The organism is Mycolicibacterium sp. Y3, assembly GCF_051188035.1.
Lineage (GTDB): Bacteria > Actinomycetota > Actinomycetes > Mycobacteriales > Mycobacteriaceae > Mycobacterium > Mycobacterium fluoranthenivorans.
In genome coordinates this window covers 4,049,435-4,073,824 of the sequence record NZ_JAVQLT010000001.1, presented here as the reverse complement: position 1 = coordinate 4,073,824, position 24,390 = coordinate 4,049,435, and the positions used below count along the sequence as shown (strand labels likewise).

The window sequence follows — 24,390 nt, the reverse complement described above, 5'->3', positions numbered from 1 at the left end:
TAGTCGGTGCCGTCAGATGGCCATCGCGGCGCGGACCTCTGCTTCGGAGGCCGAGCCGCCGGTGCCCGACGAGGTGACCCGCCCGGACTCCAGGATGTAGTACTGCTGTGCGGATTCCAGCGCGAACCCGATGTGCTGCTCGACCAGCAGCACGCCGAGGTCACCGCGCGCGGTGAGTGCGGTGATCGCGGCCTCGATCTCCGCCACCACCGAGGGCTGGATGCCTTCGGTGGGCTCGTCGAGAATCAGGCACTTGGGGCCGGTGATCAGCGCGCGCGCGATGGCCAGCTGCTGGCGCTGCCCGCCGGAGAGCAGCCCGGCCCGCCGGGTGAGCAGTTCCTTGAGCGCGGGAAACAGATCGAGCTGCTCATCGATGAGTGCCTTGCCGTTCTTCCGGCCGTCGGCCACGACCTGCAGGTTCTCCGCGGTGGTGAGTTGGCCGAAGGACTGCTGGCCCTGCGGCACATAGGCCAGGCCTTTGGTGACGCGGGCACTGGGCCTCAGTTTGGTGATATCGGCGCCGTCGAAGCGCACCTTGCCCGCCGTGCATTTCAGCAGTCCGACCGCGGCCCGCAACAGGGTGGTCTTGCCCGCGCCGTTGTGCCCCATCACCGCGGCCACCCCGGCCGACGGCACCTCGATGCTGACCCCGTGGATGACCTCGGAACGGCCGTAACCGCTATGTACGTCGATCAATTCGAGCATCAGGCGTCCTCCTCGGAGAGGCCGGCCGCGGCGGTACCGAGGTAGACCTCCTGCACCTTCGGATTGGCCTGCACCTCGGCGACCGAGCCTTCGGCGATCACCTGGCCGCGGGCCAGCACGGTCACCGACGTGGCGAAGGCACGCATGAAATCCATATCGTGTTCGACGACCACCACGGTGCGTTCACTGCCGATGCGGCGCAAGAGATTTCCGGTCTCTTCCCGTTCCTCATGGCTCATGCCCGCCACCGGCTCGTCGAGCAACAGCACATCGGCGTTCTGCACCAGCAGCATGCCGATCTCCAGCCACTGTTTCTGTCCGTGTGCCAGCACCCCGGCCGGCTTGTCGGCCAGGGCCGTGAGGCCCGTCGTCTCCAGGGCCTCCTCGATCGAGGGCAGGATGCCCGACCGGCGCCGCAGCAACGTCCACGGGGACCGGCCCGCCCCGGCGGCGATATCGAGGTTCTGCAGCACGGTGAGCTGCTCGAAGACCGTGGCGGTCTGGAACGTGCGTCCCACCCCGAGCCGGGCGATCTGATGGACCTTGCGGCCCAGCAGTTCCTTCCCGGACTTGCTGACTGAACCGGTGGCGGCGACGAGGCCGGTGATGGCGTCGATCACCGTGGTCTTGCCGGCGCCGTTGGGCCCGATCAGGAAACGCAGGTCACCTTGGAACAGGGTCAGATCGACATCGCTGACGGCCTTGAATCCGTCGAAATCGACGGTCAGGCCCCGTACCTCAAGGTACTGCGTGCCCATGCCCACGTTGCCGCCGGCCACCGGCTCGGTGGCGGTCTCGGCCTTGGTGTCGGTCATGTGGCGGCACCCACCTTCTCGGGTTCTGGATCCGGGCTGGGATCGGGTGTCGGTGCGGCGCGCCGGCGCTTGAGGAACACCCCGAGCCCGGCCAGACCGGCCGGGAAGAATCCGACGACGACGATGAACAGCAGCCCCTGGGCGTAGGTCCAGGCCGACGGAAACTGTTCGGAGAACGCGGTTTGCGCCCAGGCGACGCCGATGGCGCCGAGCACCGGGCCCAACAGCGTGGTGCGTCCGCCGATCGCGACACCGATCAGGAACGCGATGGAGGGCACGATGCCGACCTGCGCCGGGGTGATGAATCCGATGATCGGTGCGAAGAGGGCGCCGGCGATGCCGGCGAACAGTGCCGCCGTGGTGTACGCCACCACCTTGATATTGGCTGGGTCATAGCCCAGGAACCGGACCCGCTCCTCGCCGTCGCGGACCGCGACCAGCAGTTCGCCGTAGCGGCTCTGCATCAGCTGGCGTACCACGGCGACGACGATCAGCAGTACCGCCGCGGCGATGAAGTACAGCATTTGCCGGTTCACCGGATCGGACAGCCGGAAGCCGAAGAAGGTCCGGAAGCCGTTGAGCCCGTTGCTGCCCCCGAGGGTGGCTTGTCCGACGAGCAGGATCGCCAGGGCGGCGGCCAGGGCCTGCGAGAGGATCGCGAAGTAGGCACCCTTGACCCGGCGCTTGAACACGCCCAGACCGAGCAGTGCGGCGATGGCCGTGGGCACGATGAGGATCGCCAGCATCGTGAATGCGGGGGAGGCGAACGGTTCCCAGTAGGCGGGCAGCGTGGGGATACCGGCGATCTGCATGAAGTCCGGCACCGTCTGCTTGCGGATCTCGGCGTCGGCGATCTTGAGATGCATACCCATCATGTAGGCGCCGAGACCGAAGAAGACACCCTGTCCCAGGGTCAGCATTCCGCCACGGCCCCAGGCCAATCCGCTACCGGCAGCAACGATCGCATAGCACAGGTACTGGCCGAGCAGGCCCAGCCGGAAGCTGGACAGCACCGCCGGTGCGACGCCGAACAGCAGTGCCGCGGCCACGGCGAACCCGGCCCAGGTCTGCCAGCGGCCGATCAGTGTCCTCATACGAGACTCCTTGTCCGCACGGTGAACAGACCCTGGGGCCTGGCCTGCAGGAAGATCACGATCACCACGAACACGATGACCTTGGCCAGCGACGCGGTGGTGCTGTACTCGATGAACGAATTCAGCAGACCGAGGCTGAAGGCCGCGATGACGGTGCCCTTGATCTGGCCGAGTCCGCCGACGACCACCACCAGGAACGCATCGATCAGGTAGCTCTGCCCGGTGGTGGGACTGGTGGACCCGATCAGGGTCAGTGCCACACCGGCCACCCCGGCCAGACCGGAGCCGATGAAGAAGGTGGTGATATCGGTTCTGCGCGAGGAGATTCCACTGGTCTCGGCGAGGTCGCGGTTCTGCACGACGGCGCGGATACGCCGTCCCATCGGGCTGGCCTTGAGCACCACGGCCAGCACGGTCACGCACAGGACGGCCAGCACCAGGATGAAGATCCGGGTTCTGGGCACCACGGCGCCGAGGATCTCGACGCCGCCGGACAGCCAGGTGGGTGCGCCGACGTTGACCGCGGGTGCACCGAAGATGTCGCGCGCCACCTGCTGCAGGATCAGGCCCACGCCGAAGGTCACCAACAAGGTGTCCAGCGGACGGTGATACATCCGCTGGATCAGGGTGGTCTCCAACAGGACTCCGAGCAGGCCGCCGACGACGAACCCGACCAAGAGCGAGATGAGCAGTGAGGCACCGGCATTGGAAACCAGTTGCTGTACCAGATAGGCGGTGTAGCAGCCGGCCATGATGAACTCGCCGTGCGCCATATTGATGACGCCCATCTGCCCGAAGGTGAGTGACAGGCCCAGTGCAGCCAGCAACAGGATCGAGCCGAGGCTCAATCCCGTTGCCAGCTGTCCGATCAGGACATCCACGGGTTTATCCGGACAGACCGGCAGCCCAGGGGTAGGACTTGAGGTAAGGATCCGGCTTGATCGGACCCTTGGATTCCCAGATGGTGTAGATCAGGCCGTCGGGGTGGATCTCGCCGATCCGGGCGGTCTTGGTGATGTGGTGGTTCTCGCCGTCGATGGTGACCAGCCCTTCGGGGGCGTCGAAGGTCACGCCACCCGCATTGTCCTGAATGGCCTTGGTGTCGAAGGCCTTCGCCTTCTCCACCGTGTTCTTCCACAGATACACCGAGACGTAGGCCGCCTCCATGGGGTCCGACGTCGGCTTGTTCTCGCCGTAGGCCTTCTTGTAGGCCGCGACGAACGCCTTGTTCACCGGGGTGTCGATGGTCTGGTAGTAGTTCCAGGCGGTGAGCTGTCCCTCGATGTTCTTGGCGCCGATTCCGGTGACCTCTTCCTCGGCGATGGACACCGACACCACGGGCATCTTCTGCGGGGTCAATCCGGCGTTGGTGTACTCCTTGAAGAAGGCCACGTTGGAGTCACCGTTGAGGGTGTTGAACACCGCACCGGCATTGGACGCCCGCACCTTGTTGACGATCGTGGAGAAGTCGGTCGAGCCCAGGGGGGTGTAGTCCTCGCCCTTGATCTCGATCCCGTTGGCGCCGGCGTAGGCCTTGATGATCCGGTTAGCGGTCTGCGGGAAGACGTAGTCGCTGCCCACCAGGTAGAGCGACTTGACGCCCTTCTCCTTGAGGTAGTCCAGCGCCGGCACGATCTGCTGATTGGTGGTGGCGCCCGTATAGAAGATGTTCTTGCTGGATTCCAGACCCTCGTACTGCACCGGGTAGTACAGCAGCGAGTTGTTGCTCTCGAAGACCGGCAGCATGGCCTTGCGGCTCGACGACGTCCAACCGCCGAAGACGGCCGCGACACAGTCGTCCTTGATCAGCTTCTCGGCCTTCTGGGCGAAGACCGCGGGATCGGAGGCGCCGTCCTCGCCGACGATCTGGATCTGCTTGCCCTGCACGCCGCCCTTGGCATTGATCTCCTCGACGGCCAGTTTGATGGCGTCGCGCACCGTCACCTCGGAGATGGCCATGGTGCCCGACAGCGAGTTCAGTGAGCCGACCTTGATGGTCGAACCGGAGGTGTCCACGCAGGACGCGGCCGCTGCGGTGCTGTCGCTCTCGCTGGCCTTGCTGCCACATCCCGACAGCACGAGGGCGGCCGCTGCGACCACACTTCCGGCTGCCAGGACCGACCTGTTGAGTCGCATCTATTGCCTTTCCATCGATTTCGCGTATCGCGAGGGAATCGCGGGCTCACGTGCACACGCAGGAGGCGTGTCGAATCGGGACGTTAGAGCTGGCAGGTTTCTGTGGAATTTCTGTATGTGACGAACAAATTAACCTGTTGGTCGATCGGTATTGGTCCGTCGTTAGCCGGGGGCGCCGAGGTGCTGATGTGGCAGTTGTAACGATCGGGTAGCGTCCGGCGATGTGACGGACATGCGAAAAGGTATGAGCAAGGTCGGAGCGGTGTTGATCTCGGGCGCGGCCCTCGTGGCGACCACCGGCGTGGCACACGCCGAGCCGGCGGCGGGGCACCAAGTGCGCTACACCCTCACCTCAACTGCCCCGTATGACTTCCAGGTGCTGTATCTGACGGCCCAGCCGGCCGACAAGGCCGCCTACAACGCCGATGCCTACTCCTATGTGAAGCGCGAGACCATCAACGTCGCGCCGGACCGGCCGTTCGTTTTCGAGACCACGCTGGCCGATCCGCAGTGGGCGATCTTGCAGGTGAGTAGCACCACCAAGGGTGGGGTCGGTGCGCCGAACCCGCATTGCGATGTCGCCGTCGACGGTCAGGTCATCGTGGCCCAGGATGCGCCGTACAGCGTGGTGTGCCAGGGCACGCAGTGGTGACTGCGCGCTGATCGGATCTTTGCTCGAACGGTTCCGTCGGGGTACGGACGCGAGTAGCTTCGACGTCGTCCATACCTATGGGCGAAGGAGCCCGCGATGGCCATCGACGAAGACAAGCTCCAGGCGTTTCTCGGTCGCGCAATAGGCGATCTCGGCGCGGCGATGAGCGCCATGCTGGTGCTGATCGGCGATGAGCTCGGGCTGTACTCGGCACTTGCCGAGGGGGCCTGGTCCTCTGCCGGACTGGCCGAACGGACCGGTACCGACGAACGCTACGTACGGGAGTGGCTGGCCAATCAGGCCGCGGGTGGGTACGTCGAGTACGACAGCGCGGCGGACACCTACCACCTCACCGAGGAACAGGCGCTGTGCCTGGCGAATCCGGACGGGCCGGTGGATCTGCCGGGCGGTTATGCGGTGGTGGAGGACCTGTTTCATGTCAAGGCGCGCGCCGTCGAGAACTTCCGCACCGGTGCGGGCATGGAGTGGGGTGAACACCATCCGTGTCTGTTCCGCGGGACTGAGCGGTTCTTCCGGGCGGGCTACCACGCCCACCTGCTGTCCTCCTGGCTGCCCGCGCTCGACGGTGTTGTGGAGAAGCTCAGGGCCGGCGCCCGGGTGGCCGATATCGGCTGCGGGCACGGCGTGACGACGATCCTGATGGCGCAGGCGTTTCCGGACTCCCGGTTCGTCGGTGTCGACTACCACGAGGCGTCGATCGCGACGGCGCGCGAGCATGCGGCGCAGGCGGGTGTCCCCAACGCGACGTTCGAGGTGGCCGACGCGACCACCTACGGTGGCGGGGAGTTCGACCTGATCGCGTTCTTCGACTGCCTGCACGATATGGCCGACCCCTCCGGCGTTGCCCGTCACGCACGGCGGTTGCTCAAGCCCGACGGCCACTGTCTGCTGGTCGAACCCTTCGCGGGGGATGTCCTGTCGGACAACCTGAATCCCGTCGGCCGGGTGTTCTACGGCGCGTCCACGCTGATCTGCGTGCCCGTCTCACTGGCGCAGCGGGGCCCGGCGCTGGGCGCCCAGGCGGGGGAGCGCCGACTGGCCGAGGTGATGGTCCGCGACGGAGGATTCACCCGGTTCCGTCGCGCCGCCGAGACGCCGTTCAACCTGGTGTTCGAGGCGCGCCCTTGACAACTGCCATCGAACAATTGTTCGATATACCGCATGCGGTGGGACGGACAGAGCGTACGCGTCGATGACGGTGCCCTGCCCGGCCTGCAGCGTATGGGCCTGGTCCGTAGCGTGTGCACCCCGCAGTTCGACGGGATCACCTTCCACGAGGTGTTGTGCAAGTCGGCGCTGAACAAGGTGCCCGGCGCATCCATGCTTCCCTTCCGGTACACCGTCAACGGCTACCGAGGTTGCTCCCACGCCTGCCGGTACTGCTTCGCCCGGCCCACTCACGAATACCTGGAGTTCGACTCCGGAGCCGACTTCGACACCCAGGTCGTCGTCAAGACCAACGTGGTCGCCGTGCTGCAACGTGAGCTGTCCCGGCCGTCCTGGACCCGGGAGACGGTGGCACTGGGCACCAATACCGATCCGTATCAGCGGGCCGAGGGCCGGTACGCCCTGATGCCGGGCATCCTGCGAGCGCTCGCCACCTCCGGCACCCCGTTCTCGATCCTGACCAAAGGCACCCTGCTGCGCCGCGATCTGCCGTTGATCGCCGAAGCCGCCCAACTGGTTTCGGTCAACGTGTCCCTCTCGCTGGCCATCGGGGACCCCGAGTTGCACCGGGCAGTCGAGCCGGGCACCCCGTCGCCGCAGGCGCGGCTGGGCTTGATCTCCGCGGTGCGCGAGGCCGGGCTGGACTGTCATGTGATGGTGGCGCCGGTGTTGCCGCGGCTGACCGATTCACCCGAGCAACTGGACGATCTGCTGCGCCGGATCGCCGAGGCCGGCGCCACCGGGGTGACGGTCTTCGGCCTGCATCTGCGCGGTTCGACACGGGGCTGGTTCATGCAGTGGCTGCAACGCAGCCACCCGGAGCTGGTGTCCGATTACCGCCAGCTCTACCGTCGCGGCGCGTACCTCCCGCAGGACTATCGCGACATGCTTCGTACCCGGGTCGCACCGTTGGTGGCCCGGTACGGGTTGACTGGGCGAGCGCCCATGGCGAGCGCCGGTGCCGTTTCCTCCGAAGTCGCGGCACCGGCGCACCCCACCCTGTTCTAGGTGCGCCCGCGTTTGACCTGATTGAACGGCACCCCGCGGTCGGCGGCGGCCTCGCGCGGGAAGCCGAGCACCCGTTCACCGATGACGTTGCGCGCCATCTCCGAACTGCCCCCGCCCAGTGAGCCGGTCTGCCGGGACAAGTAGCGCACCCCGATATCCAGCAGGCCCGATCCCTCATCCACGACACCGGCCGTCCCGGAGATCGCCAGCGCGGTATCGATCTCGAGTTCGGTGGTCTCCGCGTGGAACAGCCGGATCAGCGTGCCCGCGTTCGGGGGCAGCGAGCCGTTGGCGATGGACGCCGAAACATGATCGATCAGTTGACTTTTCACGGTGCGTCGGACCAATGCCCGGCCCGCGAGGTTCTGCACCATCGGGTCGTCGAGCTGTCCGGTGGCCGCCGCCAGGCCCACATGGTCGGGCGGCATCTCGTTGGCGTTCTCGGCGCCGGTGCCACTGGCGAACTCGGATCCGCCGCCGACCGCCCGGCGCTCGTGATGCAACTGGCGCGTTGCCACGGTCCAGCCGTCGTTGACCGCACCCACCACGGCGTCGTCGCCGAGCTCCAGACCGTCGAAGAATTCCTCGCAGAACTCCTCGTTGCCGTTGACCTCGGTGATCCGGCGCATCGTGATACCCGGTGCATTCAGTGGGACCAGGAACATGGTGAGGCCCTCATGCTTGGGCACCGTCCAGTCGGTGCGGGCCAGCATCAGTCCGTAGTCGGCGGCGAACGCGCTGGTGCTCCAGGTCTTGGCGCCGTTGATGATCCACTTGTCGCCGACGCGGTCGGCCCGGGTGAGGACCCCGGCCAGATCGGATCCGCCGCTGGGCTCGGAGAGCAACTGGCACAGCACCTCGTCGCCGCGGATGGCGGCCGAGATGCGCGCGCGCTTCTGCTCCTCGCTGCCCATGTCGAGAATGGTGGCGCCGCAGATGGTGAACGAGGGGGTGTTCAGGATCAGCGGCATCTCGTAGCAGCGGCACTCGGCGTTGAAGGCCTTCTGATAGGCGTCGTCCAGACCGAGGCCGCCGTACGCGCGCGGGAAGCAGATGCCGGCGAAACCGCCCTCATAGAGCCGCTTCTGCAGGTGCCGGGCGCGTTCCCAGGACTTCTCCTCGGCGCGTACGGAGAACGGCGGGTTGTCGGGATCGATGCGCGGCATGTTCTCGGCCAGCCATGCCCTGGCGCGCATGGTGAAGTCCGCCACCGACTCGTCGGTGCCCGTCGAGATCGCCGTGTCTGTCATGCGAACGCCTCCTCGGGCTGTGTGCGGCTGAGTTCGAACACGGCGCGGTGATGGTCTTCGGGGGAGCCGTACATTGCCCGGTTCAGCACCGTGCGCCGCAGATACAGATGCAGGTCGTGTTCCCAGGTCACCCCGATACCGCCGTGTAGCTGCACGCAGTCCTGCAACATCATCGGCGCGCGATCGGCGACATAGGCTTTCGCGACACTCACCAACATCGGTGCCTCCGGTGAGCGCGCGCCGACGGCTTCCACCGCGCCCGCGGTGGTGGCCCGGCACGCTTCGAACCACATCTTCATATCGGCGAAGCGGTGTTTGAGCGCCTGGTAGGAAGCCAGCGGCCGACCGAAACTGTGCCGGTCCAACAACCACTGATTGGTCATCGCCAGAACGGCATCCAGGATGCCGACGATCTCGGCGCACTGCAGTATCAGGGCCACCTGGCGCTGCCGCTCGATCACCGCGCCGGTCTGCTCGGCGCTGCCGAGCACCGCGGATGCGTCGATGTCGACGCCGTCGAATTGCACTCTGGCATAGGTCTTCACCAGGTCGACGGACTTCTGCGTCGTGACGCTCACCCCGGGTGCGTCGGCGGGAACCACGAATTGGCGCAGCGCACCGTCGGATTCGGCGACGACCAGGAACATGTCGGCCTGCGTCCCGGCCTCGACGCGGTCCTTGACGCCGTCGATGCGATACCCGCTCTCGGTGCGGCTTGCGGTGGTGTGCGCGGACGCCGGTTCGAACGGGCGGTGCGGCTCATAGACGGCCCAGGAGGCGACCGTTTCCCCGGACACCAGCGCCTCGATGAGGTCGGTATGGCCGTCCGGTGCCTCGACCAGGCCGCTGAGCACCACGCTGACCGGGTGCAGCGGACCGGGTGCGACGGTGCGTCCGGCTTGTTCGGCGACCAGGGCAAGGTCGGCCACCCCGGCGCCGGACACACTTCCGCCACCGAGTTCTTCGGGTACCAGCAGGCTGGTCCAGCCGAGCTCCGCGGCTCGCTGCCACCAGCCGGGTTCGAAGGAGACGCCCCGCGCATGCAGATCGCGGACCGTGCCAAGGGATGCCTCTTTGTCCAGGAATGCCCGCGCCGTCGAGGCGAACAGCAGCTGTTCGGGGTTCGTCATCAGCCGGCGCGGAAGACCGGGTAGTCGAGGATGCGTGAGGGCATGTCCGCCTCCGGGAAGTCTAGTTATCCTATATTGGTAATGAAGTTACCATTTGGGTGTGGCGAGAGACACCAGCGTGGGCGCCATTGCTGAACCGGGACGCGACGGTGTCGAGGATGGCCAGCACCGACTTCGTGAACCGTATTGTGCGATCAGCGAGAATGGCGTTACCGTTTTTGTAGAGCGAGTATGCGGGCCTGCCGCTGCCAGGAAGGACACATGACGAACTCGGACACCACAGCGGAGCGGGCGACCGACGAGGTGCAGTGGACCCTGGAAGGTCTGCTCGACCTCTTCGAGCCGGCCGCCGACGGGCCGAACCGGTTCCTGGCCCAGACCGGTCTGGCCGGCGCCGACGACCGCCAGGTCGTGGAGGGCACCCAGGTGCTGGCACAGGCGATCGTTGCGGCGGCCGCACGCTTTCCCGACAAGTCGGTGCGCTCGGTGCACGCGGTGTTCGCCCGGGTGGTGCTGGTCGGGCCGCCGGTGGAACTCGATATCGACGTGGTGGCGGAAGGGCGCTCGACGGCGACGGCGGTGATCTCCGCCTCCCAGCACGGAAAACGGTGTATCACCGTCACCGTGCTGCTGGATGTGCCGTCCGGCGACGTCATCCGGCACCACCTGCCCAAACCGGACGTGGCGGCCCCGGCCGACGCCCACGTCGGGCATATGCCGATGACCGGCCGGGAACTGCGGCTGGTCGATATCGTCGACGTCAACAGCCCCGACGAGGTCGGACCGCCGGAGCTGTATGCCTGGCTGCGCTACGATCCGGTTCCGCCGCGGGCCGACCTGGCCAAGGCGCTCATCGCGTATTTCACCGGACACCTGGGGATTTCGACAACCATGCGGGCACATGAGGGGATCGGCACGGCCCAGGCGCACCTGACGGTGTCCACCGCGCCGATGACCGTCTCGGTCAGCTTCCACGAACCCGTGGAGTGGAAGGGCTGGTTGTTGTACGGCCACGAGAGCACCCAGGTCGGCGCCGGGATGTCCTATGTGCGCGGCACCGTGCACACCGAGGAGGGGGAGCTGCTGGCCTCCTTCACCCAGGACGCGCTGATCCGGCCACTGCGCACCACAGATACCGACATCACCCACCAGTCGCGGTTGTAGCTCCGATCTTGCGGTGGCCCTGTGATCAGTCACCCGACTGATGGCAAAGGCCGTGCCGGCTTGAAGACTGCCACCATGACCCGATCCGCCAAACGCAGCGCCGACCGGGTGGTCGACGTCCTGACCGACCACGGTGTCCAGTACGTCTTCGGCGTCCCGGGCGCCAAGATCGACGCCGTGTTCGATGCCCTGCTGGACGGCGGACCCGAGGTGGTGGTGTGCCGGCACGAGCAGAACGCGGTCTTCATGGCCGGTGCGATCGGCCGGCTCACCGGACGCCCCGGGGTGGTGCTGGTGACCTCCGGTCCAGGCACCGCGAACCTCGCGACCGGACTGCTGACCGCGAACACCGAGCAGGATCCGGTGGTGGCGCTGTGCGGCGCCGTCAGCCGCGGCGCCCGGCTCAAGCGCACCCATCAGTCGATGAACGCCGCCGCCATGCTGCGGACCGTGACCAAGTACACCGGCGAGGTCGATGATCCCGACGATGTCGTCGAGGCGGTCGTCACCGCATTCCGCGCCGCCACGACCGAGCCCTACGGGGCGGCCGCGGTGGTACTTCCGTCGGACGTGCTCGCGGCCGTGACGGCGTCCACGCTCGCCGGAGCCCGCCCGGTACCGGAGCTGGGCAGCGCACCCGACGGCGCGACGGGCGCTGCGGCCGAACTCATTCGCCGGGCTCGGCGCCCGGTGGTGCTGGTGGGTATCCGCGCCGCCGACCCCGGCAGTTGTGCGGCGGTACGCGCCCTGATCTCGGCCACCGGACTTCCCGTCGTCGAGACCTTCCAGGCGGCCGGGGTGATGTCGCGGGACCTCGAGGAGCACTACTTCGGAAGGGTCGGCCTGTTCCGCAATCAGCCGGGGGACGTTCTGCTCGCGCACGCCGATCTCGTCCTCGCCATCGGCTACGACGCCGTCGAGTACGACCCGGCACTGTGGAACTCCGATCCCGGCCGCGCGATCATCCACATCGACACGGTCGGCGCAGAGATCGACGAGCACTACGAACCCGTCGCCGAGCTGCGCGGATCGGTGGCCGCCACCCTGGGTCGGTTGGTACCGAAGTTGTCCGGAGTGGCGCCGTCGGAGGAGTTCACCGCCGAGTTGGCCGGGTACCGCGCCGATCTCGGGGCAGCCGACGACGCCGCCCGCGCGACACCGGCGACCCCGGCGGGGATCGATCCCGCCAGGCTCGTCCTCGCGCTGCGCGACGGACTGGACGACGACGCCACCGTCGCATGCGATATCGGCTCGGTCTACATCCACATGGCCCGGCACTTCCGCGTCTACCAACCGCGGCACCTGCTGTTCTCCAACGGTCAGCAGACCCTCGGCGTCGGCCTGCCGTGGGCCATGGCCGCCAGCCTGGTTCGGCCCGGCACCCAGGTGGTCTCGATCTCCGGGGACGGCGGCTTCCTGTTCTCGGCCCAGGAGCTGGAGACCGCCAAGCGCCTCGGCCTGACGTTCACCCATGTGGTGATGCGCGACAACTCCTACGACATGGTGGGCTTCCAGGAGGTGCTGAAGTACGGGCGCAGGTCAGGGGTTCAGCTGGCCGATTACGATATCGTGGCCTACGCCAAGGCATTCGGTGCTCGGGGTTACCGCGTGCACACGCTAGAGGAGTTCACCGCCGTGCTCGCCGACGCCCTGAACCAGGACGGACCTACGCTGATAGACGTGCCCGTCGACTACAGCCGCAACATCGAACTGGCCGCCCACCTGCACGACGACGTCTTCGAATGACCGACGCCCGTTCCGGATTCTGGGACTGGGCCCGGTCGGTGGTCGAGCACCGCCGCGCCCAGTCGCCGGCGGCCCTACCCGGGCAGCTGTATCAGACCTCGACGATGGACGCCCTGCTCGCCGGCGTCTACGACGGCGATGTCACGGTCGCAGAACTGTTGCGCCACGGCGATTTCGGCCTCGGCACGTTCAACGGGCTCGATGGTGAGATGGTCGTCCTCGACGGGACGTGCCATCACCTGCGCGCCGACGGGACCGCGGTGTCGGCCGCGCCCGACGAGCGCACACCCTTTGCCGCCGTCACCCGTTTCGTACCCGGCCGCACCGTCTCGCTCACCGAGCCCGCGAACTGGGCCGAGGTCACCGCGCGGATCGACGATCTGGTCGGCAGCGACAACGTGATGTGCGCGGTCCGGATCCGCGGCGACTTCGCGGCACTGGAAACCCGCACCGTGGCCGCCCAGCACCACCCCTACCCGCCGCTGGTGGAGGCCACCGCGAGCCAGGCGAAAGCGCGGTTCACCGATGTCTCCGGCACGCTGGCCGGGTTCCGGATGCCCGAGTTCGAGGAGGGTATCTCGGTGGCCGGGTATCACCTGCATTTCCTGACCGCCGACCAGTGCCGGGGCGGGCACTGCCTGGACTTCCAGATGTCCCGCGGGACCATCGAGGTCGCTCAGCTCAGCGAGTTGCACCTGTCCGTGCCGCAGACCGAGGCGTTTCGCGGCGCGGCGCTCAACGCCGCGGACACCTCCGACCAGATCCGCCGCACCGAGGGCGGCCATTGACGCCGGCGGCGATCAGGGTCAGAAGAGTTCGCCGGTGACGTCCCAGGCGTGGTGCGCGATATCGTGCAGGTGATAGAGGGCGATGGTGGCGATGGTGAATTCGCTTCCGTTGCTGCGTAACCCGCGCCGCGACCAGGCATCGTCGGGGACGGAGCGATAGGTATCCGACACCGTGCTGGCGGCATCGAACAGCTCGAGCGCGACCACCGCGGGATCCTGGGCGCCGTAGTCGTCGGCCAGCGCGGTGGCATCCTGATCCCAGTTCGGGAATCGGGGTACGTCCTCGGTGAGCATCAGCCGGACCCGGTGGGCGAAGATGCGGTGCACGTCGCGGATGTGGCAGCCGTATTCCAGGATCGACCACACACCGGGCGCCTGGCGCTGCCGCACACCGGAGCGGGTCAACCGGTCGACCCAGTGGGTGGCATCGGTGGCGATGCGCTCGGCTACTTCGGTGGGGGCCACCCGCGCCGGGTCGAATCCGCAGTCCGGACAACGGCGGTCCAGCACCCAGGTCCAGTCTTTGGTGTCCGGTGTGATCGGATCGGTGCTCATCCCAGGTCGCGGGCGGCGAAGGTGTCGCACTTCTTCGGATCGCCGGTCTGATAGCCGGTGGTGAACCACTTCTGTCGTTCGGCAGAGGATCCGTGCGTCCACTGTTCGGGGTTGATCTGGCCCGTCGACGCCTTCTGGATGCGGTCGTCGCCGACGGACGACGCCGCCGACAGTGCGTCGGCAATATCCTTGTCGCTCAACGGCTCCAGGAACGGAACGCCGGTGCTCTCCTGTTTGGTGACCGACGCGTAGTGCGCCCAGATGCCGGCGTAGCAGTCGGCCTGCAGCTCGGTGCGCACCCCATTGCCCTCGGCACCGCCCGGGCCCTGCTGGGCGCGGCCCAGGTTGCCGAGCAGGTCCTGCACGTGGTGGCCGAATTCGTGGGCCACCACATACTCCTGGGCCAGCGGGCCGCCGCTGGAACCGAATTGGTCGACCAGCACCTGGAAGAAGTCGGTGTCGAAATAGGCAGTCTTGTCCGCCGGGCAGTAGAACGGGCCGACGTCGGTGGTGGCCGGCCCGCAACCGGTGTCCACGCTGCCGGTGAACAACCGGACGTGGGGCCGGGTGTAGCCCTTCAGCAGTTGTGACCAGACCCCGTCCACCGAGTTACCGGTGGCGATGATGCGGCAGCCCAGGATGTCGTTCGCGTCGGCGCCGGTCTTGCACTGGGACACGTCGAACCCGGGGGTGACCGACTGCTGGTTCTGGGTGACCTCGTTCTGCCCGAGCACGCTGTTGGGGTCGACTCCCAGGAACATCGCCACCACCACGATCAGCAGACCGCCCAGGCCGCCGCCGATCGCGATGCCGCGGCCCGGACCGCGGCCGCCACCGCTGCTGGAGGTGGTGCTCGTATCGATCTGCATGCCTTCGTTGAAGGTCATTTCCCCCACCAACTCCCTCTGCATCGTCGGCAACCGGCTGGGCTCAGCTTCCCACACTACGATTGCGGTGTGTCTCTCGTCGCTGAACTCCCGACGATCGTGGCGACCTCGCACGGCAAGCTGCGCGGCAGCACCGAAGGCGGTGTCGGGGTGTGGCGCGGGGTCGGCTACGCCGAACAGCCGTTGGGGGAGCTGCGTTTCCGGGGGCCTGCGCCCCTGCAGCCGTGGTCGGGGGTGCGCGACGCTCTCGAGCACGGTCCGCTGCCGCCGCAGGGCCGGTCCTTCGTGGGGGGTGGCCGGGACGACCCCAAGATGCGGGACGAGGCCTGTCTCACGGTGACCGTGTGGTCGCCGGACGTGTCGGGCTCGTTGCCGGTGATGGTGTGGATCCCCGGTGGCGCGTTCGTCTACGGTGCCGGGCAGCTGCAGTTGTACAACGGGTCCAGGCTGGCCCGTAACGGCGATGTGGTGGTGGTCAACGTCACCTACCGGCTCGGGGTGTTCGGTGGCTTCGAGCTGGGCGACCTGGGCGACGGCTTCGACGACAACCTGTGCCTGCGTGACCAGATCGCTGCGCTGCAGTGGGTGCGCGACAATATCGCGGCGTTCGGCGGTGACCCGCAGCGTGTCACCGTTTTCGGCGAATCTGCCGGTGCCACATCGGTATTGGCGCTGCTGGCCAGTCCGGCCGCCGAGGGATTGTTCACCAGGGCGATCGCGCAGAGTCCCGCGCTGCCGCTGATCGCCGACCGGCAGACCAGGGCGCGGCAGGCGCAGACCTTTCTCGAGGAGCTCGGCGCCGACGTCGACCATCTCAAACAGCTGCCGCAGCGCCGGTTGCGCCGCGCCGCCGGTGTGGTGCAGGCGGCCAGCGCCGCCGACACGCCGACGCTGGCCTTCGGGCTCACCCACGGTGTCGACCTGCTGCCACGGCATCCCATCGAGGCGGCCCGGGCCGGCGCGGTGCACGCCATCCCGCTGATCATCGGCACCAACAGTCATGAGGCGTCGATGTTCGCGTGGGGCAAACCCCCGATGCTGCCGACCACGCTGGAGTCGATCGACGGATTCTTCGCGCGCAGGGCGCCGCAGGCACGCAATCGGGTGCTCGGCGCGTACCCGGCCTATCCGCGCCGCCGGGCACTGGTGGATTTCGGGTCCGATGCCATGTTCGGCGCCCCGACCTGGGCGTTCGCCGACGCCTACAGTGCCCATGCGCCGGTGCACATGTACCGGTTCGACCACACCACCTGGACGTTGCGTGCCCTGGGCCTGGGCGCCACGCACGGCAGCGAGATCGTGCACATTCAGCACAGCTACGGCTCCTATCTGGGCCGTAAGCTGCACCCACTGGGCCGGCGGGTGCAGCCCGCGGTCGGCCGGCGGATGCAGCGTTCGTGGCTGGAGTTCGCCAGGGGCGGGCTGGACGAGTGGCCGTTCTACGACGCGCAGCGCCGGGCCACCCGGCTGATCGGCAGCGCACGGGACGTGACGGTGGAGGACCCCGACGAACGCCGGCGTGCGGCCTGGGCCGGCGTGTACTAGCGGGCGTAACGCCGGTCGGTGTACCGGCGCAGGTTGTGCAGGAATCGCTGGAACAGCCAACCCATCACCGGGCGGCCCGCGGTCATGCCGAGACGGGCAGCGGTGCCGTTGGGCTTCATCGCCATCACCCAGGTCAGGTTGCAGCCGCCTTCGGTGGGCACCACCCAGTAGTCCTCGGCGAACGCCGCGATGCTGTTGGTCGAGGCCTGATTGAACCGGAAAGCCATATGGCTGTGCGGTTCCCAGGACAGGAACTCCTCATCGCCGATGATGCCGCCACGCATGTGGACGGTGCGGGTGGTGCCGACGCCGTACGGCTGCGGGCTGGTCCAGGTCACCTTGGTGATCACGGAGGCCCAGTGCGGCCAGGATTCGGCGTCGGAGAGCACCTCGAACACCTGCTCCGGTGTGATGGCGAGGTCGACGGTGCTGACGAAACGGAACGGTGCCTCGGAGATGAAGTCCAGATCCACGGGTTCGCACGGATACATTTTCGGCACCCGTCGACCCTATCCGGGGTGGTCCGGGGAATGCTCATCGTGTAGCGGTGTCGGGACGAGCCGATCGCACTCTCTAGACTGGCTCAGTCGTCCCACCCGTCTTCATGAGGAGTTTTAGTGCTGCGCAGCCATGCCGCCGGTTCGTTGCGGTCCACCGATGCCGGTCAGACGGTGACGCTGGCGGGCTGGGTGGCGCGCCGACGCGACCACGGCGGCGTCATCTTCATCGACCTGCGTGACGCATCCGGGGTGTCCCAGGTGGTCTTCCGTGATGCGGCGGTGCTGGAGCAGGCGCACCGGCTGCGCGCCGAATACTGCGTCGCGGTGACCGGCACCGTCGAGGTGCGGCCCGAAGGTAATGCCAACACCGAGATCCCCACCGGCGAGATCGAGGTCAACACCACCTCGCTGACCGTGCTCGGCGAAAGCGCACCGCTGCCGTTCCAGCTGGACGAGACCGCCGGCGAGGAAGCCCGGCTGAAGTACCGGTACCTGGACCTGCGCCGGGAGGGCCCCGGCAACGCAATCCGGTTGCGCTCCAAGGTCAATGCCGCAGCCCGCAATGTGCTGGCCGAGCACGATTTCGTCGAGATCGAGACCCCGACGCTGACCCGGTCCACCCCGGAGGGCGCGCGCGATTTCCTGGTGCCGGCCCGGCTGCAGCCGGGTTCCTTCTACGCGCTGCCGCAGAGCCCGCAGCTGTTCAAGCAGTTGCTCATGGTCGCCGGGATGGAGCGTTACTACCAGATCGCCCGGTGTTACCGCGATGAGGATTTCCGCGCCGACCGTCAGCCGGAGTTCACCCAGCTGGACATGGAGCTCAGCTTCGTCGAGGCCGACGATGTGATCGCGGTCTCCGAGCAGGTGCTCAAGGCGATCTGGGCGCTGATCGGCTACGACCTGCCGTTGCCGCTGCCGCGGATCGGCTACGACGAGGCGATGCGCCGCTTCGGCTCCGACAAGCCCGACCTGCGGTTCGCCGTCGAACTCGTCGAGTGCACCGACTATTTCAAGGAGACGCCGTTCCGGGTGTTCCAGGCGCCCTACGTGGGTGCGGTGGTCATGCCGGGCGGGGCGTCGCAGCCGCGGCGCACGCTGGACGGCTGGCAGGAGTTCGCCAAGCAGCGTGGCCACAAGGGCCTGGCCTATGTGCTGATCGGCGAGGACGGCACGCTGAGCGGCCCGGTGGCCAAGAACCTGACCGACGCCGAGCGTGCGGGACTGGCCGCGCACGTCGGGGCGAAGCCGGGGGACTGCGTCTTCTTCGCCGCCGGCACCCCCAAGGCGGGACGCGCCCTGCTCGGTGCCACCCGGATCGAGATCGCCAAGCGGCTGGACCTGATCGACCCGACGGCGTGGGCGTTCACCTGGGTGGTGGACTGGCCGCTGTTCGAGCCCGCCGACGATGCCACCGCCTCCGGTGACGTGGCGGTCGGTTCCGGTGCCTGGACGGCGGTGCACCACGCCTTCACCGCACCGCAGGCCCAGTCGGTGGACACCTTCGACACCGATCCCGGTACCGCGCTGGCCGACGCCTACGACATCGTGTGCAACGGCAACGAGATCGGTGGCGGCTCGATCCGTATCCACCGCCGCGACGTCCAGGAGCGGGTGTTCGCGATGATGGGCATCGATCACGCCGAGGCCCAGGACAAGTTCGGATTCCTGTTGGACGCCTTCACTTTCGGCGCGCCGCCGCACGGCGGTATCGCGTTCGGCTGGGACCGCATCACCGCGCTGCTGGCCGGGGTGGACTCCATCCGCGAGGTCATTGCGTTCCCGAAGTCCGGCGGCGGCGTGGACCCGTTGACCGATGCGCCGGCCCCGATCACCGCGGCCCAGCGCAAGGAGTCGGGAATAGATGCCAAGCCCAAGACGGCTGACTCCACACATGAGTGACATCGACAAGGAAAAGCTCGTCGCCGACCCCGCGGCCCTCGGCGAGTTCAACCGCAACATCATCGAAGAATTCCGCGCGAACGCCGGCAAGGTGGCCGCGTTCGAGGGTGGCAACCTGTTGCTGCTGCACAGCATCGGCGCCAGGACCGGCCATCCCCGGGTGACGCCACTGGCCTACCTGACCATCGACGGCCGGATGTACATCGTGGGTTCGTATGCGGGTGCGCCGAAGGATCCCGCGTGGGTGCACAACCTGCGGGCCGATCCGCACGCCAGGATCGAGGTCGGCACCGACGCGTATGACGTGGCGGTGCGCGAGCTGCCGCTGCCCGAGCGTGACGAGATCTATCCGAAGATCGCCGCCGCGGCGCCCGCGTTCGCCGAGTATCAGGCCAACACCAGCCGGGTCATCCCGCTGTTCGAGCTGCAGCGGGTCTGACTCCACGCCCGAGCAGGGGCGATGGTCGCGAACGTGATTGCGACGGTCACCGCATCACCCCGAAATCAAAGTTCGGGGCTCGAAACCGGCAATTGTCACGTTTGCCGTTTCCGTTCGCGCATTCCCAGTTTTCCCTTAGGGTGGCAGTAACAGTGCTGCATACGACGCCGACGAAGTAGTTGGCGGCCGACTCCCGGAATGTCCTGCTGGGTCGCTGACTACCGGGCTCGACTCACCACTTCCCATGGGGGGATTTTGGAGACTCTGTCAGAACGCGTTTTCTCTGATCGTGCGCCACGGCGCGCCGACAACACGGTGGCCTATATCGACCAGGCGTCCTACGTGGGCCTGCGCGCACTGGGTCGCGGCCCGGTCATCCAGTTCACCTGGATCTACGAGCGCGGTGTCGATCTCGACGGGTTGCGCCGGCTCTGCCGCAATCTCGGGCAGACGATCCTCGGTCGCCGGTTGGAGCGGTCCCCGCTGCCGTTCGGCAGGCACCGCTGGGTGGCGGCGCCGCCTCCCGGCGATATCGAGGTGATGGCCGTCGAACGCACCCGTGAGTCCATCTGGGAATGGGTGAGCGCGCGTGCCGACAAACCGGTGGACCCGGAGACGGGACCCGCATGGCATCTCGCGGTGCAACCACTGACCGGTGGTGGCGATGCGGTGTCGCTTGCGGTGTCACACACCGTGTCCGATGCCGGCGGGATCATCATGTCGATTGCGGAGGCACTCGACGGCACCGCGCGCGATCTCGGCTATCCGCTGCCGCGGTCGCGCTCGTTGCCCACCGCGCTGCGTCAGGATCTCGGCACGACGCTGAGCACGCTGCGCCGAGTCCCGTCGGCGGTGATCGGCGCGGCGCGGATAGCCCGCGAACAGAAAGACGAGCTGGCCGATTCGGCGAAGGCGGCTCAGCCGGTGCGCCCCCACGTCGCAGACTCGGTCACCGTGCCGACGCTTGCGGTCAATGTCGACCTCGCCGAATTCGATGCGGTGGCCTCGGCGCTCGGTGGCACCCGCAACGTCCTGTTCGCCGCGGTGGCCGCGCGGCTGGGCCAGCTCATCGGACGGGTGGACGGTGCGGGCCGGGCGATGTTGTCCTTCCCGGTGAGTGAGCGCTCCGAGGGTGACACCACGGGTAACGCTCTGAACACCATCACGGTGCTCGTCGACCCGGCCACCGTCCTCGACGATCTCCGCGGGCTGCGTGCCGAGATGAAGCGGGCGTTGGTCACGATGGGCGAGCGGCGCGACGCCCTGATGGCCCCGCTGCCGTTGACGCCGTTCATCCCGAAGTTCGCGGTGCGGCGCCTGGAGAAGATGGTGCTCAAGGTCGGGGGACCGATCGGCTGCTCGAATCTCGGCGATCTGCCGGATCAGCTGAACCGCCCGGACGGCAACCACGCGGACTACTTCGATGCCAGGCTGGTCGAACCCGGTGTCACCGCAGCCGATTTCGCGGGTCGTGGCGGCCTGCTCTGGCTTGCGGTGGCCTTCCTGCACGGCAGGATGTCGCTGAACATCAGGTCGTGGTCGGTCGACGGCCCGAATTCCGTTGCGGGACTGTCCGAAGCGGTGATCGGAGCGTTCGCGGAATTCGGGCTGTCGGCCGTGATCGAGCACTGAGGGCGGCCGAGTACTAGAGCCGTTCGATGATGGTGGCGTTGGCCATGCCCCCACCCTCACACATCGTCTGCAGCCCGTAGCGGCCGCCGCGTTGCTGCAGGGCATTGACCAGGGTGGTCATGATCCGCGCGCCACTGGCGCCCAGCGGGTGGCCGAGGGCGATGGCGCCGCCGTTGACGTTGACCTTGGAAAGAAGATCGACGCCGGTGCCTGATCCGACCTCCGAAGCCCAGCTCAGCACGACCGGCGCGAAGGCTTCGTTCACCTCGAACAGGTCGATGTCCGACAGTGCCAGTCCGGCCTTGCGCAGCACCTTTTCGGTGGCCGGGATGACGCCGGTCAGCATGTACAGCGGATCGGAACCCACGACGGTGGTGGTGTGGATCCGGGCCAGCGGTGTCAACCCCAGCCGCGCGGCGGTCGCACCGCTGGTGATCATCACCGCGGCACTGCCGTCGGACAGCGGTGACGAGTTGCCGGGGGTGATCTCCCAGGCGATCTGCGGGAAGCGCGCGGCGTAGGCCTCGTTGTAGAACGCGGGCCGCAGACCGGCCAGGGTTTCCACGGTGGTGCCCGGCCGGACGATCTCGTCGGTGCTCAGCCCGGCGAGTGGGGCCAACTCGTTGTCGAACAGGCCGGCCTTCGTCGCGGCCGCCGCCTTCTCATGGCTGCCCGCCGAGAACTCGTCCAGCTGGGCGCGCGAGAGCTGCCACTTCGCCGCGATCAGCTCCGCGCTGATGCCCTGCGGGACAAGGCCGTCCGGGTAGCGGGCCGCCATATCGAGGCCGAAGGGGTCGCTTCCGGGTAGCACCGACGAGCCCATCGGCACCCGCGACATGGACTCCACGCCCGCGGCGATGACGATGTCGTAGGCGCCTGCCAGCACGCCCTGGGCGGCGAAGCTGATGGCCTGCTGGCTGCTGCCGCACTGGCGGTCCACCGTGGTACCGGGCACCGTCTCCGGGAACCCCGCGCCCAGCAGGGCGTTGCGGGCGATGTTCACCGCCTGGTCCCCGACCTGGGTGACCGCGCCGGCGATGACGTCGTCGACCTGAGCCGGGTCGACGCCGGTGCGGGCGATCAGCTCGCGCAGGCTGTGCGCCAGCAGATCGGCGGGCAGCACGTCGTGCAAGGCGCCGTTGGCCTTGCCCTTGCCGATCGGGGTGCGTACCGCACCGACGATCACCGCATCGCGACCTGAGTATCCGGACATGTTCGCTCTCCTCGCCACTGAGTATTGCTTTCTATACTCAGATGTAACACCTGGGTATATCTACATCAACCCAGCGGTAGAGTGATGTGCATGACAGTTCTGCAGGGAGTGCTCGCAGACCGCGATGCCTGGTCGGCGGTGGGGCATTGCCCCATCGAGAAGGCGATGGGGCTGATCGGCACCAAGTCGGCGATGTTGATCATGCGTGAGGCCTTCTACGGCACGACCCGGTTCGACGACTTCGCCCGCCGGGTCGGGATCACCAAGGCCGCCGCGTCGGCGCGGCTGTCCGAACTGGTCGACGCCGGGCTGCTGACCAAGCAGCCCTATCAGGAACCCGGTCAGCGCAGCCGGGACGAATACGTGCTCACCGAGGCGGGCACCGACCTGATGCCCGTGGTGTGGGCGATGTTCGAGTGGGGTCGAAAACACCTCAAGGACAGCGGCCTGCGGCTCACCCATCTGGACTGCGGGGCCGACGCGGGGGTGGAGGTGCGGTGCGCGGAGGGGCACCCGGTGCCGCCGGGCGAACTCGGTATGCGGCTGGCCAGAAGGGGCACAAGCCGCACATAGCAAACGCTCACGCCATCCACCGGGATGTCATATGCTCCTCGCGGAATTCGAGATCACGTGAGCCAGGGGGGCCCAGCCGCGTGCCGATCGAGCAGCCACGGCGAGAAAGGCCCCCACACCGGTATGACGCTCCCGCCTGACAACACGCTGGCCTATATGGACCAGGGCTCCTATCTCGCCCTGCGGGCGCTGGGGCGCGCGCCGGTCATCCAATACGTCTGGATCTACGACCGCGGTGTCGACCTGGCAGGCCTGCGGACCTTCCACGCCAACCTGCACGACGGTTTGCTGGGCCGCCGGCTGGAGCGGTCGGTGGTCCCGTTCGGCAGGCATCACTGGGTCCGGTCGGACAACCCGGAGAGCCTCGACATCGCAACCGTCGAGCGCAGCCGCGAAGAGGTCTGGGACTACGTCGAGGAACGGGTGAACGTGCCCGTCGACCCCGAACACGGGCCGCCCTGGCATCTCGGGGTGCAACCGCTGATCGGGGGCGGCGCGGTCGTCACGCTGGTGGTGTCGCACACCGTGGCCGACGCCGGTGCGCTGATCGACTCGATCGTCGGCGCGGTCTCGGGCACCAGCCGGAACCTGAACTATCCGGCGCCGGGCGCGCGGACGCGTCGGCAGGCGTTCGGGGCCGACCTGCGCACCGCGTGTCGCGCGCTCCGGGAGGTTTCCGGCGCCCTGGCCGGGGCCGCACGGCTGGCCCGCGAGCAGTCGGGTGAGCTGTCGGCCTCGGCGCGTTCGGCGCCGACGGTCCGGACCCGGCGGTCGGACCGCCCGATCGGGCTGCCCATGGTGGCGGCGGCGGTCGACCAGACCACCTGGGACGAGCGGGCCAAAGCGCTTGGCGGAACCAGCAACGTGCTGCTGACCGGTCTGGGTATCCGGGTCGGGGTGCTGATGGGGCGCGTCGCCGCCGACGGGCAGGCGATGTTGTCGTTGCCGGTCAGCGAGCGGGTCGAGGGGGATACCCGGGGAAACGCCCTCAACTCGATCACCGTCCACACCGGCGCCGCCGCGGTCACCTCCGATCTCGGGGAGGTGCGGCGCGGGATCAAGACCGAACTCACCGAGTTGGCCGGGAAGCGGGAGTTGTTGCTGGCGCCCCTGCCGCTGGTGCCCTACACCCCGAAATTCCTGCTGCGCCGCCTGGAGATGGTGGCGCTCAAGGTCGGTAAGCCCATCGGGGTGTCGAACATGGCCGACCTGCCCAAGGAGGTCAACCGTCCGGACGGCTCGGAGGCGGACTTCTTCACCTCGCGGTTGGCCGAGCCCGGTCTGACCGAGGCCGATCTGGACCGGATGGGTGGCCGCATGATGCTCGCCTCGGGCAACGTGGCGGGCAAGGTGTGCCTTTCCGTGGTGGCGTGGGAGCCCGGTGCCGCGAATACCAAAGCGGCACTCGTGGAATCGGTGCGGCAGGCGCTGACGGACTTGGGTCTGAGCGCCGACGTGGAGTAGCGCCGGC

At 67.7% G+C, this 24,390-nt stretch carries 23 protein-coding genes; 12 read left to right on the top strand and 11 right to left on the bottom strand.

All coding sequences use genetic code 11. From position 1 onward, the window contains the following. Positions 1-12 precede the first annotated feature (12 nt). The 5 genes from urtE to urtA are packed head-to-tail and all read right to left on the bottom strand — an operon-like array spanning position 13 to position 4,750. Positions 13-705, bottom strand: a complete 693-nt coding sequence (urtE, locus tag QN239_RS19770; RefSeq protein WP_499012880.1) for an urea ABC transporter ATP-binding subunit UrtE — start codon at positions 703-705, stop codon at positions 13-15. Continuing rightward, positions 705-1,520, bottom strand: coding sequence for an urea ABC transporter ATP-binding protein UrtD (gene urtD, locus QN239_RS19765; protein WP_267295727.1), 816 nt, complete (start codon positions 1,518-1,520; stop codon positions 705-707). The genes urtE and urtD overlap by 1 nt, the downstream gene beginning before the upstream one ends. Further along, on the bottom strand, positions 1,517-2,614 hold the full coding sequence (gene urtC / locus QN239_RS19760; RefSeq protein WP_499012878.1) for an urea ABC transporter permease subunit UrtC: 1,098 nt from the start codon (positions 2,612-2,614) through the stop codon (positions 1,517-1,519). The genes urtD and urtC overlap by 4 nt, the downstream gene beginning before the upstream one ends. Beyond that, entirely contained in the window at positions 2,611-3,495 is an 885-nt protein-coding gene (gene urtB / locus QN239_RS19755; protein ID WP_499012876.1) for an urea ABC transporter permease subunit UrtB, read from the bottom strand. Before urtB ends, urtC begins: the two co-directional genes overlap by 4 nt. A gap of 4 nt (positions 3,496-3,499) precedes the next feature. Further along, positions 3,500-4,750, bottom strand: a complete 1,251-nt coding sequence (urtA, locus tag QN239_RS19750; protein ID WP_499012875.1) for an urea ABC transporter substrate-binding protein — start codon at positions 4,748-4,750, stop codon at positions 3,500-3,502. 232 nt (positions 4,751-4,982) lie between these two features. Between urtA and QN239_RS19745 the strand changes: the two genes are divergently transcribed. The 3 genes from QN239_RS19745 to QN239_RS19735 all read left to right on the top strand — a co-directional run bounded on the left by QN239_RS19745 (position 4,983) and on the right by QN239_RS19735 (position 7,598). Continuing rightward, positions 4,983-5,402: an Rv2576c family protein gene (locus QN239_RS19745; RefSeq protein WP_499016874.1), complete on the top strand. Its 420-nt coding sequence runs from the start codon at positions 4,983-4,985 to the stop codon at positions 5,400-5,402. A gap of 96 nt (positions 5,403-5,498) precedes the next feature. Beyond that, positions 5,499-6,551 (top strand): class I SAM-dependent methyltransferase, encoded by a 1,053-nt coding sequence (locus QN239_RS19740; protein ID WP_499012873.1) that lies wholly within the window; start codon positions 5,499-5,501, stop codon positions 6,549-6,551. 33 nt (positions 6,552-6,584) lie between these two features. Further along, the gene (locus QN239_RS19735; protein ID WP_090364482.1) at positions 6,585-7,598 is read left to right on the top strand and encodes an Rv2578c family radical SAM protein; all 1,014 of its coding nucleotides are present in this window, start codon (positions 6,585-6,587) and stop codon (positions 7,596-7,598) included. Here QN239_RS19735 and QN239_RS19730 read toward each other — a convergent pair. Then, positions 7,595-8,848 carry an acyl-CoA dehydrogenase family protein gene (locus QN239_RS19730; RefSeq protein ID WP_499012871.1) on the bottom strand — a complete coding sequence of 418 codons (1,254 nt, stop codon included), beginning with the start codon at positions 8,846-8,848 and terminating at the stop codon, positions 7,595-7,597. The two genes, QN239_RS19735 and QN239_RS19730, sit on opposite strands and share 4 nt — an antisense overlap. Then, positions 8,845-9,978 carry an acyl-CoA dehydrogenase family protein gene (locus QN239_RS19725; RefSeq protein ID WP_499012869.1) on the bottom strand — a complete coding sequence of 378 codons (1,134 nt, stop codon included), beginning with the start codon at positions 9,976-9,978 and terminating at the stop codon, positions 8,845-8,847. The genes QN239_RS19730 and QN239_RS19725 overlap by 4 nt, the downstream gene beginning before the upstream one ends. A gap of 261 nt (positions 9,979-10,239) precedes the next feature. On the opposite strand from QN239_RS19725, the gene QN239_RS19720 reads away from it, so the two are divergent. The 3 genes from QN239_RS19720 to budA all read left to right on the top strand — a co-directional run bounded on the left by QN239_RS19720 (position 10,240) and on the right by budA (position 13,676). After that, entirely contained in the window at positions 10,240-11,142 is a 903-nt protein-coding gene (locus tag QN239_RS19720; protein WP_499012868.1) for an acyl-CoA thioesterase, read from the top strand. A gap of 75 nt (positions 11,143-11,217) precedes the next feature. Next, positions 11,218-12,888 (top strand): acetolactate synthase AlsS, encoded by a 1,671-nt coding sequence (gene alsS / locus QN239_RS19715; RefSeq protein ID WP_499012866.1) that lies wholly within the window; start codon positions 11,218-11,220, stop codon positions 12,886-12,888. After that, positions 12,885-13,676, top strand: a complete 792-nt coding sequence (gene budA / locus QN239_RS19710) for an acetolactate decarboxylase (RefSeq protein ID WP_499012865.1) — start codon at positions 12,885-12,887, stop codon at positions 13,674-13,676. The genes alsS and budA overlap by 4 nt, the downstream gene beginning before the upstream one ends. 18 nt (positions 13,677-13,694) lie before the next feature. On the opposite strand, the gene QN239_RS19705 is transcribed toward budA, so the two are convergent. Beyond that, on the bottom strand, positions 13,695-14,231 hold the full coding sequence (locus QN239_RS19705) for a DinB family protein (protein ID WP_499012863.1): 537 nt from the start codon (positions 14,229-14,231) through the stop codon (positions 13,695-13,697). After that, positions 14,228-15,118 (bottom strand): KPN_02809 family neutral zinc metallopeptidase, encoded by an 891-nt coding sequence (gene ypfJ, locus QN239_RS19700; protein WP_499012862.1) that lies wholly within the window; start codon positions 15,116-15,118, stop codon positions 14,228-14,230. The genes QN239_RS19705 and ypfJ overlap by 4 nt, the downstream gene beginning before the upstream one ends. A 69-nt stretch (positions 15,119-15,187) precedes the next feature. On the opposite strand from ypfJ, the gene QN239_RS19695 reads away from it, so the two are divergent. Further along, complete coding sequence (locus QN239_RS19695) at positions 15,188-16,663, top strand: carboxylesterase/lipase family protein (protein ID WP_499012861.1); 1,476 nt, start codon at positions 15,188-15,190, stop codon at positions 16,661-16,663. Here QN239_RS19695 and QN239_RS19690 read toward each other — a convergent pair. Further along, positions 16,660-17,154 carry an SRPBCC family protein gene (locus tag QN239_RS19690; protein WP_499016872.1) on the bottom strand — a complete coding sequence of 165 codons (495 nt, stop codon included), beginning with the start codon at positions 17,152-17,154 and terminating at the stop codon, positions 16,660-16,662. The two genes, QN239_RS19695 and QN239_RS19690, sit on opposite strands and share 4 nt — an antisense overlap. A 126-nt stretch (positions 17,155-17,280) precedes the next feature. Between QN239_RS19690 and aspS the strand changes: the two genes are divergently transcribed. The 3 genes from aspS to QN239_RS19675 all read left to right on the top strand — a co-directional run bounded on the left by aspS (position 17,281) and on the right by QN239_RS19675 (position 21,133). Then, complete coding sequence (gene aspS, locus QN239_RS19685; RefSeq protein ID WP_499012860.1) at positions 17,281-19,062, top strand: aspartate--tRNA ligase; 1,782 nt, start codon at positions 17,281-17,283, stop codon at positions 19,060-19,062. Further along, entirely contained in the window at positions 19,055-19,501 is a 447-nt protein-coding gene (locus QN239_RS19680) for a nitroreductase/quinone reductase family protein (RefSeq protein ID WP_499012858.1), read from the top strand. Before aspS ends, QN239_RS19680 begins: the two co-directional genes overlap by 8 nt. 255 nt (positions 19,502-19,756) lie before the next feature. Further along, positions 19,757-21,133, top strand: a complete 1,377-nt coding sequence (locus tag QN239_RS19675) for a hypothetical protein (protein ID WP_499012857.1) — start codon at positions 19,757-19,759, stop codon at positions 21,131-21,133. A 13-nt stretch (positions 21,134-21,146) separates the two neighbouring features. On the opposite strand, the gene QN239_RS19670 is transcribed toward QN239_RS19675, so the two are convergent. Then, entirely contained in the window at positions 21,147-22,346 is a 1,200-nt protein-coding gene (locus QN239_RS19670; RefSeq protein WP_499012855.1) for a thiolase family protein, read from the bottom strand. A gap of 90 nt (positions 22,347-22,436) precedes the next feature. On the opposite strand from QN239_RS19670, the gene QN239_RS19665 reads away from it, so the two are divergent. Beyond that, positions 22,437-22,919: a winged helix-turn-helix transcriptional regulator gene (locus QN239_RS19665; protein ID WP_499012854.1), complete on the top strand. Its 483-nt coding sequence runs from the start codon at positions 22,437-22,439 to the stop codon at positions 22,917-22,919. Positions 22,920-23,042: 123 nt separating this feature from the next. Further along, complete coding sequence (locus tag QN239_RS19660) at positions 23,043-24,383, top strand: hypothetical protein (protein WP_499012852.1); 1,341 nt, start codon at positions 23,043-23,045, stop codon at positions 24,381-24,383. The last annotated feature ends 7 nt before the right edge of the window (positions 24,384-24,390 follow it).

Coding starts and splice junctions, on each gene's coding strand:
- urtE (WP_499012880.1), bottom strand. CDS start 705: ATGCTCGAATTGATCGACGTACATAGCGGTTACGGCCGTTCCGAGGTC.
- urtD (WP_267295727.1), bottom strand. CDS start 1,520: ATGACCGACACCAAGGCCGAGACCGCCACCGAGCCGGTGGCCGGCGGC.
- urtC (WP_499012878.1), bottom strand. CDS start 2,614: ATGAGGACACTGATCGGCCGCTGGCAGACCTGGGCCGGGTTCGCCGTG.
- urtA (WP_499012875.1), bottom strand. CDS start 4,750: ATGCGACTCAACAGGTCGGTCCTGGCAGCCGGAAGTGTGGTCGCAGCG.
- QN239_RS19745 (WP_499016874.1), top strand. CDS start 4,983: ATGCGAAAAGGTATGAGCAAGGTCGGAGCGGTGTTGATCTCGGGCGCG.
- QN239_RS19740 (WP_499012873.1), top strand. CDS start 5,499: ATGGCCATCGACGAAGACAAGCTCCAGGCGTTTCTCGGTCGCGCAATA.
- QN239_RS19735 (WP_090364482.1), top strand. CDS start 6,585: ATGCGGTGGGACGGACAGAGCGTACGCGTCGATGACGGTGCCCTGCCC.
- QN239_RS19730 (WP_499012871.1), bottom strand. CDS start 8,848: ATGACAGACACGGCGATCTCGACGGGCACCGACGAGTCGGTGGCGGAC.
- QN239_RS19725 (WP_499012869.1), bottom strand. CDS start 9,978: ATGACGAACCCCGAACAGCTGCTGTTCGCCTCGACGGCGCGGGCATTC.
- QN239_RS19720 (WP_499012868.1), top strand. CDS start 10,240: ATGACGAACTCGGACACCACAGCGGAGCGGGCGACCGACGAGGTGCAG.
- alsS (WP_499012866.1), top strand. CDS start 11,218: ATGACCCGATCCGCCAAACGCAGCGCCGACCGGGTGGTCGACGTCCTG.
- budA (WP_499012865.1), top strand. CDS start 12,885: ATGACCGACGCCCGTTCCGGATTCTGGGACTGGGCCCGGTCGGTGGTC.
- QN239_RS19705 (WP_499012863.1), bottom strand. CDS start 14,231: ATGAGCACCGATCCGATCACACCGGACACCAAAGACTGGACCTGGGTG.
- ypfJ (WP_499012862.1), bottom strand. CDS start 15,118: ATGACCTTCAACGAAGGCATGCAGATCGATACGAGCACCACCTCCAGC.
- QN239_RS19690 (WP_499016872.1), bottom strand. CDS start 17,154: ATGTATCCGTGCGAACCCGTGGATCTGGACTTCATCTCCGAGGCACCG.
- QN239_RS19680 (WP_499012858.1), top strand. CDS start 19,055: ATGAGTGACATCGACAAGGAAAAGCTCGTCGCCGACCCCGCGGCCCTC.
- QN239_RS19670 (WP_499012855.1), bottom strand. CDS start 22,346: ATGTCCGGATACTCAGGTCGCGATGCGGTGATCGTCGGTGCGGTACGC.
- QN239_RS19665 (WP_499012854.1), top strand. CDS start 22,437: ATGACAGTTCTGCAGGGAGTGCTCGCAGACCGCGATGCCTGGTCGGCG.
- QN239_RS19660 (WP_499012852.1), top strand. CDS start 23,043: ATGACGCTCCCGCCTGACAACACGCTGGCCTATATGGACCAGGGCTCC.